The 13,468-nt window shown below is 34.2% G+C and carries 9 protein-coding genes; 5 read left to right on the forward strand and 4 right to left on the reverse strand.

The genetic code is table 11. From position 1 onward, the window contains the following. Nucleotides 1-79 precede the first annotated feature (79 nt). The 3 genes from H3T54_RS02310 to H3T54_RS02320 form a co-directional block, all read right to left on the reverse strand. Entirely contained in the window at nt 80-1,414 is a 1,335-nt protein-coding gene (locus tag H3T54_RS02310) for a hypothetical protein (protein ID WP_198220701.1), read from the reverse strand. A 766-nt stretch (nt 1,415-2,180) separates the two neighbouring features. Then, nucleotides 2,181-3,254, reverse strand: coding sequence for a lytic murein transglycosylase B (mltB, locus tag H3T54_RS02315; RefSeq protein ID WP_198220703.1), 1,074 nt, complete (start codon nt 3,252-3,254; stop codon nt 2,181-2,183). A 55-nt stretch (nt 3,255-3,309) separates the two neighbouring features. After that, nucleotides 3,310-4,299 carry a 2-hydroxyacid dehydrogenase gene (locus tag H3T54_RS02320; RefSeq protein ID WP_198221133.1) on the reverse strand — a complete coding sequence of 330 codons (990 nt, stop codon included), beginning with the start codon at nt 4,297-4,299 and terminating at the stop codon, nt 3,310-3,312. Between the two features lie 264 nt (nt 4,300-4,563). Here H3T54_RS02320 and H3T54_RS02325 point away from each other — a divergent pair, with 264 nt between their 5' ends. The 5 genes from H3T54_RS02325 (at nt 4,564) to cydC (ending at nt 11,367) form a co-directional block, all read left to right on the forward strand. Further along, nucleotides 4,564-5,826: an AmpG family muropeptide MFS transporter gene (locus tag H3T54_RS02325; RefSeq protein WP_198220705.1), complete on the forward strand. Its 1,263-nt coding sequence runs from the start codon at nt 4,564-4,566 to the stop codon at nt 5,824-5,826. 8 nt (nt 5,827-5,834) lie between these two features. Then, a complete protein-coding gene (locus tag H3T54_RS02330) occupies nt 5,835-6,488 on the forward strand; it encodes an NAD(P)H-dependent oxidoreductase (protein WP_181414634.1) in 654 nt (217 codons plus the stop codon). A 545-nt stretch (nt 6,489-7,033) separates the two neighbouring features. Beyond that, complete coding sequence (trxB, locus tag H3T54_RS02335; protein WP_198220707.1) at nt 7,034-7,987, forward strand: thioredoxin-disulfide reductase; 954 nt, start codon at nt 7,034-7,036, stop codon at nt 7,985-7,987. 15 nt (nt 7,988-8,002) lie between these two features. After that, the gene (gene cydD, locus H3T54_RS02340; RefSeq protein WP_198220709.1) at nt 8,003-9,742 is read left to right on the forward strand and encodes a cysteine/glutathione ABC transporter permease/ATP-binding protein CydD; all 1,740 of its coding nucleotides are present in this window, start codon (nt 8,003-8,005) and stop codon (nt 9,740-9,742) included. Then, a complete protein-coding gene (cydC, locus tag H3T54_RS02345) occupies nt 9,736-11,367 on the forward strand; it encodes a cysteine/glutathione ABC transporter ATP-binding protein/permease CydC (protein ID WP_198220711.1) in 1,632 nt (543 codons plus the stop codon). The genes cydD and cydC overlap by 7 nt, the downstream gene beginning before the upstream one ends. 209 nt (nt 11,368-11,576) lie before the next feature. Here the strand turns inward: cydC and H3T54_RS02350 are convergent, their stop codons facing one another. Further along, a complete protein-coding gene (locus tag H3T54_RS02350) occupies nt 11,577-12,821 on the reverse strand; it encodes a hypothetical protein (protein WP_198220713.1) in 1,245 nt (414 codons plus the stop codon). Between the last annotated feature and the right edge of the window lie 647 nt (nt 12,822-13,468).

Here is a 13,468-nt window from a genome sequence, read left to right on the forward strand (position 1 = left end):
TTTCCTTGATCTTTAGCATTCTGTCCTAAAGTTAACCATTAAATATTCATATCGATTTATGATAGCTAATAATGCAATCTTAAGGCATAGAACACGTCCCCCTTAAGGTTGTCTCGCTAGAATGATTCCTATTTACATGACCATTGTTAGGATAAACTGAAAACTGGATACCATCCGAAGTAATATCGCTAGTCCAATAGTTGTATCGATAATCATCAACACTGGCATTAAAATAAAAATCCATGTACCCCCACTCGGAAAAAAAACCTGAACCGATTCTACGTTGGTAATTATTACCAGTTGATGGTGGTTTAGCCGCGACAGAACCTTGACAATGACTACCGCTCCATACGCCAGTACAAATAGCATTAGTTAAGTCTTTAACCTGTACCATCCGATAACCGATACTGTCACACCATGATAATGTATTAAAATAATTGCGATAAACAGTTCTACGATTAACGAACCATTGTTTTAACTGAAAACCATATTTAATAATTGCATTACCTAAACTATCTCTACCAACCAACTCGAATGTCTGAGGTAAAGAAGGTCTATATATAATACCGGGAGAATCCGATTCCGATTGAACTTCGTTTGCTGCAGGACCTGTTAGTGTAACACGAACATAGCTACCGGAAGAGTTCGGCGTCATGGTAGCGGTTATTCCATCATGAGTAACCGGATCCCATCTCAATGGCCCTACACCACCAATATCTAAATCAAAATATAGATTATTAGCACCAGTTGTTGGGAAATTCAAACCATAAGATGATGGATCCATAGACTGCACAATAAAACCTCTACTTGGATCCCACATTGAAGCCGGACCGCGAAAGTCTATGTCACTAATCTCAGTATTTGAACCATATGTTAATATTGGCCTAGCAAAACAGGTCTTTGGACGATCTTTAGGATTAATGTAATAAGTCGCACGACTAGCATTAAAATTAGTACTATTAGGTACACCATACTGGGTAGATAATGTACCACCATCACTACTTAATACGACCTTATAAGGTGCATTACAGATATCTAATGCGGTATTACGCAGTACTTTTTTATTATTTTTATCAGTAATGGTGAGGGTTAAATTACCTGTTACTGCAATACCATTACCACCTTGACCATCGCCATCATCATCCCGCCAATAATTATAGGGCGCGCCAATAAGCGTATTTAATGCGATTGAGTCCACATTGGTTGGTACTAACATATTAACATTAATTAATGTCTCATTTATATCCGGCAATACAATCGGATTGGTCGCTGAATTATTATTTGGCGAATAAGTTCTACCATCAGATAAGCTGATACCAAGTAAATTACTCATATCAGTAACGCGACTTTGACCATCATCGAAAGTTAAATAAGGTGCATTACCATGAATAAAATTCGTTGTACTCGTCGTCAAAGCGTGGCTATTAAATGGAAGTGATAAAAAAAATAGGACTGGAACTAAATAGAGTGGACTTGATAAAAATAAACTTGAAAATAAGGTTAGTTTTACAGGTTTGGTGTTTGGTGTTTGGTGTTAAAATTATAATGCATCGCGACAATCCTGTCAATTAAATTAATGTTTAATTTGAACTTTCCTTGCTCAAATAGCTAAATCACAATCTATCTAATCACTTTTTGTAGTGAACGAGAAAAGTATAATTACTGGGAAAAACTATGCAACAATTTTTTAGGCTAAAAATTGTTAAGTTTTGTAAAAAACAATTGTTTCGATGCAGAATGAATCGATCTTAATTCTAAGCTATTAAGATAATCTTAAACCATTTTATCGTTCTAAGTTTGATTATTAAAAGAGTTTAAGTTTTAGCTAGATTATTTTATTTTCGTAGAATTATTATTAATACAGCTAAACAAAAATAATCATTATATGATTAATTATTTTTTTATTAAGTTCTAATAAAGCATTCTTTGATATTTTCCATCCTAAATGCCATTGATTATCAGCACACGTAAAAACATAAACCTCAGAACATTATTTTTTTAGCAATAAAATATTGTGGGAATCGATAGTATTTTTGCAAGCATCTAGAATAGTTATTTACTTTGATTTAACTAATTTTCAGGTTGTAAAAACCCCTCTCCTCAATTTTTGAGTGGCGTTTACAGGAATTAATAAAAAAGGTCGCAAATTGCGACCTACAGTTTTTGGATTTTGCGTTATTTTATCTGGCTTGTTTAACCGCTAATCCTAATTGCCATACCGCCATCGCATAATGTGTACTATGATTATAACGAGTAATGACATAAAAATTAGGTAAACCATACCAAAATTGATAACTATCACCCATATCTAAACGTAACAAGCTGACTTCTTTATGGCCTTCTAAGGAGTTTTTCGGTTTTAGTCCTGATTTAGCCAAATGCTCAATTGAATATTTGGTACTAAAACCTGTATCCAGAGAAAGCGCTTGCCCATCAGCAACTACAGCAACTTTTCTATTGCGTTGCCAACCATGTGATTTGAAATAATTAGCCACACTACCAATCGCATCAACAGGATCCCATAAATCAATATGACCATCATGATTAAAGTCAACCGCATGATTTCTAAATGCTGATGGCATAAACTGACCATATCCCATAGCACCTGCAAATGATCCATTTAAATCAAAAGGATCCACTCCTTCATCACGACACATAATTAAAAAATCTTCCAATTCTTTAGCAAAATATTGTGATCTTCTAGGATAGTGGAATGCTAGCGTTGATAATGCATCAATTATTTTTGTTTTGCCCATTACTCGGCCCCAACCTGTCTCAACGCCAATAATACCGACGATGATTTCAGGTGGTACACCATATTCTTTATATGCTCGTTGTAAATCTTTGTCATATTTATTCCAAAAATCAACACCTTTAGGCAAATTATTTGGTGTAATAAATTTATTTTTATAACGAATCCAAGCGCCATTCGGTACATTTGAAGAGCCTGATTTAGGTGCTTGTTTATCCATTAAACCAATTACCCAATCAAGTTTGTTTGTTTGTTCTAAAACTGTACGAAGTTGTTGATGATTAAAACCATGTTTTTTTACCATCATGGCAATAAACTTTTCTTTATCAACAGATAAAGGTGCACTATCAGGTTTCGGCTGTTCATGCTGTTTCTCTAAATAAACACCACCTTTTACATCTGAATGTCCTCGATGTTTCTGCATTGGAGTTTTAGAAGAACCGCCACTAGAACAAGCAGCAAGCCATAAAATCATCATGAGACAAATAACGATACGTTGCATAAATCATCCATATTTAATTAATTAAAATAACGGCGACATATTAAATTATTTCTTGTTATTTAACAATATTTTGACATTCTTTGCCTTCTGAAATTTGGGCAATATTATTTAATGTTGTATCGGAAATATTTAACAATGCTTCTTGGGTTAAAAATGCTTGATGACCAGTGAATAACACGTTATGACATGATGATAAACGACGGAATACATCATCTAAAATAACATCGTTGGATTTATCTTCGAAAAACAGATCACGTTCGTTTTCATACACATCCATCCCTAATGCACCAATTTTAGTTTGTTTTAACGCTTCAATGGCTGCTGTTGCATCTAATAAACCACCACGGCTGGTATTAATAATCATCACACCTTTTTTCATTTTGTTAAATGCCTCTTTATTGAGCAAATGATAATTTTCTGGTGACATCGGACAATGTAAAGTAATCACGTCTGATTTAGCATACAGTTCATCTAACTGAACATACTGTGCACCTAACTCAACAACGATATCATTAGGATAAGGATCATAAGCTAAAATATTCATGCCAAATCCTTTTAGAATACGAATAACAGCTTGACCTATTTTACCTGTGCCAATAACCCCAGCGGTACGATTATGCATATTAAAACCTGTCAATCCTTCTAAAGAAAAGTTGGCATCACGTGTACGTTGATAAGCTTTATGTGTTCTACGGTTTAATGTCATCATTAATGCAACAGCATGTTCAGCCACAGCCTCTGGCGAATAAGCAGGAACACGCACTACAGTAATACCTAATTTTTTAGCTTCAGCTAGATCGACATTATCAAAACCAGCACAGCGCAAAGCTAAAATCTTAATCCCATAATGAGCTAATTTTTGTAATACTCGTTTATCCACTTCATCATTTACAAAAACACATACAGCATCATACCCTTCAGCAGTAACCACCGTTTTATGACTTAATTTATGCTCATAATATTCAATTTCAAATCCGAAATGTTTATTTGCAATTTCTAGATGTTCTCTGTCGTAATGTTTACTGCTAAAAACAGCAACTTTCACAGTTTTTTTCATAACGGCTACTCCCTTTTAAGGTAACTTTATATATTATTTTTATTTTAAATGATGATTGAAAAACATTGTCACATGCTAATTTTGACAACATTGAATACTGAAATTTGATTTAATTGTTTTTTAGCCTTAAAAAAACTGGGCATCAACAAATCTATATTATAGTAAAACGTTTTATGATGGCTTTAGCAATTACTTTTTATATTATTATGCTATCATAGCACCTCACTAAAAACTCACCAATAATATTAAATAATGAATAATCCGCAAGATTCTATTTTCAAAACTATTTTTAATACAAAAATGCTAATCTGCATTTTCACTGGTTTTGCATCCGGATTGCCCTTTTATTTATTAATTCAACTATTACCTGCATGGCTGGCTAGCGAAGATATCAACATAAAAACCATTGGCATTTTCTCTTTAACCCAGATGCCATATATTTTCAAATTTATCTGGGCGCCATTTATGGATAATATTTCTCTATTCAAACTTGGGCGACGTCGAGGTTGGATGTTTATTTCACAACTAGTTTTACTCTTTTCGATTGCGATTTTAGGTATTTTCTCCCCAAAGTTAGATATTTGGTTAATCGCTAATATCTGTTTTATTATCGCACTCTTTTCAGCAACCCAAGACATTGCTTTAGACGCTTTTCGACGTGAATTATTACTCGATAAAGAACTTGGATTAGGTAACAGTATTCATACTAATGCTTATCGTATTGCCGGATTGGTGCCAGGCTCACTATCATTAATACTATCAAATTATTTACCTTGGAACAGTGTTTTTCTCATTACTGCATTATTTATGTTACCAGCAATTATTATGACATTACTGGTCAAAGAACCAATCAATCAAATTCCCAAGACTCATAGTTTAGATGAAATTATTATTAAACCTTTTAGTGAATTTATTACACGTCAAGGTGTTAAAAGTGCCGTATTGATTTTAGCTTTTATCTTTTTATATAAATTAGGGGACAGCATGGCAACGTCCTTAGCTACCCCATTTTATCTAAAAATGGGCTTTAGCCGTTTTGATGTGGGTTGGATTGCTAAAAATGCATCATTATGGCCAAGTGTTTTTGGTGCTCTAATTGGCGGTATATTAATGATAAAAATAGGAATTAATCGCGCTTTATGGTGTTTTGGTTTTGTCCAAGTTATCTCTATTTTAGGTTTTGCTTGGTTATCGATCGAAGGGCCTTTTGATGAGATCAATACACATCAAAAAATTTTATTAGCATTAGTCATTGGATTTGAAGCATTAGGTGTAGGCCTTGGCTCAGCAGCATTTGTTGCTTTTATCGCTAAGACCACAAATCCATTATATACTGCAACACAGTTTGCGTTATTTACCAGTATTGCCTCTATTCCTCGAACACTTATTAATTCGACAACAGGAATTATGGTCGATTATTTAGGCTGGACAAGCTTTTTCGGTTTATGTACGATGCTAGCCATACCTGGTATGGTGTTATTATTAAAAGTTGCGCCATGGAATTTAAAATCTTAGGAGACACTATGGATAAACTATCTCTAGCTTTCGAGTTTAGACACGCTTGTAAACGGTTTGATGAATCAAAAAAAATTAATCATGAAGATCTTGAAGCAATTTTAGAGGCTGGTCGTTTATCACCTTCATCATTTGGGATGGAGCCTTGGCATTTTGTCGTTGTCGATAATGCAGATATTAAAACTGAATTACGTGCTATTTGTTATAACCAAGAGCAAGTTACTAGTTGCTCACACTATGTGATTGTACTTTATCGGAAAGCCAGTAACTTTACTTCACAAAGTCATTATTTACGTCAAGCTGTAGCGAGAACGTTACCTGATCAAAATGATCAAACCGCAATTGATATTGCTTGCCAAGATTTTATTAATTTTACTAAATTTGGTTTAGCAAATGGTTTAACTGTAAATCATTGGTCAGAAATGCAAGATTATCTAGCTGCAGCAAATATGATGACAGCAGCTGCTTATCGAGGTATAGATTCTTGTGCTATTGGTGGATTTGAACATGATAAAGTCATACAGATTTTAGAAAAACATATTCCACAGTTTAGTGGTGAAACTTTTGGAGTTGGACTCTGTTTAGCATTTGGTTATCGAGTTAATGAGCAACAACCACATATCCGCTGGTCACTTCAAGATGTAACCACCTATTTATCATAATCAATTACAAATTTCCTTCTGTCGCCAACCGGCGGCATGAAGGCCAATATCTAAAAAATCAATTCATCAATGGATACAATATTGCAACATTAACGATAGCGACTGCAAAATAAATTTAATACTAAATAAAATATTACCAATTTACAGATCACTAATATCTTTTGCGTGGAATTTAGAAATTTTTACCTACTTTATTTTAGCTAACAGAGCTTCCACTGTTTATTGTGAGGATGTGATCATAGTATTTGCTTTTAAATGAAACTCATTTAATCTCATTATTTAATAAAAATAATCTTTAAGATCTAATTGAAAACTTAAAAAATTAATATAAACAACACAAAACGTTTAAAAGTAAAACCTAATAAAAAAAATAAAAATATAAAGAAATAAAAAATTCAATAGCGATTCAAATTATCACCGCTACCTATCGCTATGATAACCAATTTTTTTGCACGATAAAGCTTGATAATGTTAGACTTATCAACTATAAATTGCGCTAACCATATTCAAATTAGCCAGAATATTAGAATAAAGAAGGATATAACATGAAGACCAAACATGCCCGTTTATTGATACTAGGGTCAGGACCTGCTGGCTACACAGCTGCTGTTTATGCTGCACGAGCAAATTTATCACCAGTATTAATTACTGGTACGCAACAAGGTGGACAGCTTACTACAACCACCGAAATAGAAAACTGGCCTGCTGGCGATTCGGAACTTACTGGGCCAGAATTAATGATAAAAATGCAACAGCAAGCGGAACGATTTAATACAGAAATCATTTTAGATCATATTGACCGTGTTGACTTTAGCCAAAAACCATTCAAACTTTTTGGCAGTGATACAGAATATAGTTGTGATGCATTAATCATAGCAACAGGCGCATCAGCACAATATCTTGGTTTACCATCGGAAGAAGCATTTAAAAGTAAAGGAGTGTCAGCTTGTGCTACTTGTGACGGTTTCTTCTATCGTAACCAAAAAGTTGCTGTTGTCGGTGGCGGCAATACAGCTGTTGAAGAAACTCTTTATTTAGCCAATATCGCTAGTGAAGTTCATTTGATCCATCGTCGTGATAGTTTTAGGGCTGAAAAAATATTAATGGACCGCTTATCTGAAAAAGTGCAAGAAGGTAAAGTTATATTGCATACCCATCAAATTATTGATGAAATTCTAGGTGATAATATGGGCGTAACAGGTGTTAGAATTCGTAGTAGCCAAGATCCCAATATTAGCGAAGAAATTAATGTAATGGGCGTTTTTATTGCTATAGGTCACAAACCTAATACCGCTATTTTTGACGGCCAACTTGAACTAAATAATGGTTATATAAAAGTGCAATCAGGCACTCAAGGTAATGCAACTCAAACTAGCATTGAGGGTATTTTTGCTGCCGGTGATGTTATGGATCATATTTATCGACAAGCAATTACATCAGCTGGAACGGGATGTATGGCAGCGTTAGATGCTGAACATTATTTAGACAATTTAAAATAGAATCAGCTAAATAATATGTCTTTAGATAAACAACGCCAAACTTATTTACTTAACTGGTTAAAACAACACACCAATATACACAAGTCAGATTTACGGGCTTCGGTTTTAACTGGATTTATGTTAAGTATTTTAATGATTGCTCAAGCAGCTTTTTTGGCGATTATTTTACAAAGATTAATTATTGAACAACAGTCTTTTTTGACGGTTATTCCTTACTTTTTATCTTTAATTTTCATTTTACTGGCTCGAGGATCGTTAATTTATTTTCGTGAAAAGATTAATTTTGCTTTAGGTCAAAAGATCCGTAAACAAATTAGAAAAAAATTAATCGATCAGTTTGAATTATTTGGTCCAGCTTATTTAAATCAAAGCACTACCGGAGCATGGAGTACGTTAGTTATTGAACAAGTCGATAATTTACATGATTTTTTTGCTCGTTATTTACCGCAAATGCGTTTAGCCAGCATGGTACCAATATTAATTTGTATTGCTATCTTCCCTTTCAACTGGGCTGCTGCCGTTATTTTGCTTTGCACAGCCCCCCTGATCCCTATTTTTATGATTTTAGTGGGAATGGGAGCAGCTGATATTAATCGACGCCATTTTAAAGCGTTAGCTTATTTAAGTGGCCATTTCTTAGATCGATTAAAAGGACTTAACACCATTCGTTTATTCAATCAAGGAGAACAACAAACGGAAGAAATCGCTCAAGCATCTGAAGATTTCCGTGTTAAAACCATGCAAGTGTTAAAAATGGCCTTTTTATCCTCTGCTGTGTTAGAGTTTTTTACCTCAATTTCAATTGCTATTGTGGCAGTCTATTTTGGTTTTTCTTATTTAGGCGAATTTGATTTTGGCGCCTATAATGGAACTGTTACTTTATTTGCTGGTTTTTTTGCACTAATTTTAGCACCTGAGTATTTTCAACCCTTACGAGATCTCGGAGTCTATTATCATGCTAAAGCCGAAGCTATTGCTGCTGCTGATAATATCGAAACTTTTTTAAATAAAAGTTTACCGCAACAAGTTGATAACGCTCAGCCAAAAACTAACTTGAATCAATTGCAAGCAAACAATTATCTAGATATTGGGGTTTTAAAAACAATTGAAGCCAAAGATCTGATCGTACTATCCAATGAAGCTCTGCCGATTGTTGGGCCACTTAGCTTTTCATTACATGCACCCTTTAAACTAGCCTTAATTGGCACTAGTGGTGAAGGAAAAAGCTCGCTCATGCAAGTATTACTTGGATTTTTGCCTTATCAAGGTTCACTCAAAATTAATGGTATTGAATTTAATCATTTAGATTTAAAGAGTTGGCAACAACAAATAAGTTGGATTGGCCAAAATCCTTATCTCATTAACGGTTCGATTCGTGAAAATATTCTACTTGGAAAACCCACTGCAACCACTAGTGAGCTTGATGAAGTGATAGCCAAAGCACAATTATCTGATGTTATCGCTAAACTGCCTGAAGGAGTGGAGACACAGGTCGGTGATGATGCGGTACGATTATCAGTAGGACAAGCCCAACGTGTAGCGCTGGCCAGAGCAATGCTAAAACCTTGCCAATTACTAATCCTAGATGAACCAACCGCAAGTTTAGATAAACAGACAGTAGAATTGTTAGCACCATATGATATTGCCACTAACAGTATTACCATAACTCATCAACATGATGATATGCATGATTTTGAGCTAGTTTGGAAACTGTCAAAAGGACAAATTAACGCTATTAAGGAGAGTTCATGCTAACGCTATTACGCCCTTATATTGCTCTTTATAAGCACTACTTTTGGCAAATCGTTATTGGCCTTAGTTTATCTATTCTTACGCTATTTGCCAGTGTCTTTTTGCTCTCATTATCGGGATGGTTTTTAGCCTCTACAGCCGTTGTTGGTGTTGCCGGTTTATATACTTTTAATTACATGTTACCTGCAGCTGGTGTACGAGCAGCAGCAATTACCCGAACAGCATCACGCTATGTTGAGCGCTTAGTTGATCACAACACTACTTTTAAAATTTTAGCTTATTTAAGAACGTTAGCATTTAGAAAGATTTTACCACTCAGTGCTAACCAATTAGCTCAATATCAAAAAGCTGATTTACTTAACCGCTTTATTGTCGATATTGATGCACTTGATCATCTCTACTTAAAACTATTTTCACCAATTGTTACAGCATTAGTCATGATTTTGTTGCTGTTTGTCGGGCTAAGTTATATCAATTTACCCATTGCCTTAATCATTACTATCGTGTTAACAATTACCTTACTTGCTATACCTGTCATTTTTTATCATGCAGGCAAACAGTTAGGAGAAACATTAGCTAAACAACAAAGTGAATATAGGGCGTTATTAATTAATTATTTACAAGGTCAAGCTGAACTAACGTTATTTAATGCGCAACATCGTTATCGTACAAAACTAGATAAACTTGAATCAGACTGGCTTTTTCATCAACAACGCCAATCAACATTAATGGCACTATCAAGTGCGCTCGTCGTATTGATTGCTGGTTTTTTAACTTTATTGGTACTGTGGTTGATCACTCAATACACATTATCACCTTTAGTTGCCTTATTTGTTTTTGTTTGCTTGGCTAGTAGTGAAATTCTAGCGCCCATACCAGGAGCATTTATCTTTTTAGGACAGGTATTAACATCCGCAACACGCACAACAACTTTATTTAACCAAACACCTGATATCAAATTTATTGAACAAGGCAAAACTATCGATTTATCTATTGCTAAACTACAATTCGATGACATTAGTTTTAGTTATCCCAATCAACCTTTTGCTATTTTAAGTCACTTTTCATTAACCATAAATTCCGGTCAACATATTGGTTTAATAGGTAAAACTGGCTGCGGCAAATCAACACTGCTTAATTTAGTTACTCGCACATGGGAAGCAAATTCTGGAAAAATTTTGATCAATGATATTCCAGTTGATCAACTTGATGAAGCTACACTCCGCCAAACCATTGCGGTTGTACCTCAGGTTATTACTATTTTTAGTGATACACTTAAACAGAATTTGCTAATTGGTAAACGACAGGCATCTGACCAACAGTTGATCGATGTATTACATCAAGTTGAACTATCAAAATTGTTAGCAACTGATCAAGGTTTGAATTTACCATTAGGACAAGGTGGGCGCGCTCTATCTGGCGGCGAAATTCGCCGTATCGGCATTGCTCGAGCATTATTACATAACTCACCACTAATCCTAATGGATGAACCAACTGAAAGCCTTGACCAACAAACCGAACAGCAGATCATCGAGCTGATTAAACAAATCTGTAAAAATAAAACATTACTAATGGTCACCCATAGATTAACCGATAGTCCATTGTTTGATCGAGTGGTTGAATTGTAAGTTTTAGATTTAGATAACCGATTCAGGACATATTAATTAATAGAGTAAAATTTATCTTCAAAATGACTCTCAATTAACTTACTGTGATTATTAAATACACCCCATACCATCTTTGGATGATATGGGGTGGTTTATTCCTATATAATCTATATTATTTTTTACTAAAGTGTATTTATTATGGCAATTAGCTAATCAATACATAATTAACACTAAGGCGTAACACAGACGGCCAAAGTTTTTGTAGTAATATCTCTACGATGAACATCTGCATCATCTGAATATACCACAAACCCAGTTCTTGAACGTTGTAAATCAATTGTCCAATAAAAAGTATTAGAAAAATTAGCGCCAACATAGTAATCCATAAATCCCCACTCCGAGAAAAAACCAGCATTGATTGTGCGTTGATAACGATTATTCGGTGATGATGGCGTTGCACCGACAGCGCCTACACAACGATCGTCAGATAAAGTGCCTTGACAAGAAGCATTGGTTAAATCTTTAACTTGTGCAAGACGATAACCAATATTTTTGCACCAGTACAACGCTTGAGAATAAGTACTATTAATACGACGCTGGACAAACCACTGTCGTAGCACAAAACCATATTTTACTACTTCTTTACCATTGCTATCTTTACCAACTAATTCAAAAGTTTGTGGTAAATCAGGTTGAGTTATCGGATCAGGAGAACTTGTGTTCCATTGAGAAGCGGAAGCTACAGGGCCGGTTAATGTAACACGAACACTAGTATTGTTTGAATTAGGTCTCATAGTTGCCGTAATGCCACTTCGCGTAACGGGTGTCCATGTCAAAGGCTCATTATAACCGCCAATGTCTAAATCAAAATATAGATGATCAGCACCAGTTGTAGGGAAATTTAGATGATAAGATGATGGTGTCGCTGACTGGGTTAAAAAACCTTTATAGGTATTCCACATCCATTCTGGACCTCGATAGTCTACAATATCACCATTAACCCAATCCTTTGCTCCACCATATTTTAAGTTAGGTTTTGCAAAACAAACGGATGGTGATGCTTTAGGATTAATATAATAGTTGACACTACCAGTACTAAAACTACTTCGATTAGGAATACCATAACGTGTAGTTAAATAACCAGCAGAACTACTCAATGATAGCTTATACGGAGAATTACAAATTGTTGGTATTTCATTACGGGGCACAGATTTATTATTTTTATCAACAATAGTTAAAGTTAAATCGCCAGTAGCTGAAATATTATTACTTCCTTGACCATCACCATCATCATCGCCCCAATAGTTATAAGGTGCACCAATAAGTGTATTCATTGCAATTTTATTAATATTGGTCGGAACTAACATACCTATATCAGCAAAACTATCACCAACATGGGGTAATTCAATTGGCGTTATCAATGAATCATTTGTATCAGGTGTAATTTTTCTACCATCAGATAAGGTTATTGCCAATAGATTATTTGTATCAGTAATACGAGTACGACCTTTATCAAAAGTTAAATATGGTGCACTACCATGAATAACGTTAGTTGTATATACTGATAATGCATAACTACATGGTGAAAAGGATAAAACTAAAACAACTGCTATAACTAAAAAAAACGGTAAGAATAAAATAAATCTTATAAATTGAGGAAAAATTAAAATATTGAGAAATATAAAACTCTGATTGCAATAATGAAATAATTTTAAATTATAGGTTGGGCAGATTTGGTGTTTGGTGTTTGGTGTTGTAAATTATAATGCATAGCGACAATCCTGTCAAGTAATCTTATGTTTTATTTGGTTTTTTTAATTCTTTTCGACTAAATACTCGTCGAGTATTGTACTTAAAATCTGCTAAAAGTATAGTAACTGAAAATAACCAATGCAACTGCTTTTTAAAAGTTAAATTGTTAACTTTTGTAAATATTATTAGTGAGATAACCAGTTAAATCATATTTTCAATCCGTTAAAAACCCCTTTTCTTTATTTTTTTGATTAAAATAGCTCTTGTTAAAATTTTTTTTGTGACTTTTTAAAAATAGAGAGTTATTTCAGAGAAACGCTATTTTCAAGGCGATTAAAAAAAAATATGTTATACTAATGCTTTATTTAAA

The sequence above is a fragment of the Gilliamella sp. B14384G10 genome (assembly GCF_016101685.1).
Classification (GTDB): domain Bacteria; phylum Pseudomonadota; class Gammaproteobacteria; order Enterobacterales; family Orbaceae; genus Gilliamella; species Gilliamella apis_A.

Coding starts and splice junctions, on each gene's coding strand:
- mltB (WP_198220703.1), bottom strand. CDS start 3,254: ATGCAACGTATCGTTATTTGTCTCATGATGATTTTATGGCTTGCTGCT.
- cydD (WP_198220709.1), top strand. CDS start 8,003: ATGTCTTTAGATAAACAACGCCAAACTTATTTACTTAACTGGTTAAAA.
- H3T54_RS02325 (WP_198220705.1), top strand. CDS start 4,564: ATGAATAATCCGCAAGATTCTATTTTCAAAACTATTTTTAATACAAAA.
- cydC (WP_198220711.1), top strand. CDS start 9,736: ATGCTAACGCTATTACGCCCTTATATTGCTCTTTATAAGCACTACTTT.
- trxB (WP_198220707.1), top strand. CDS start 7,034: ATGAAGACCAAACATGCCCGTTTATTGATACTAGGGTCAGGACCTGCT.
- H3T54_RS02330 (WP_181414634.1), top strand. CDS start 5,835: ATGGATAAACTATCTCTAGCTTTCGAGTTTAGACACGCTTGTAAACGG.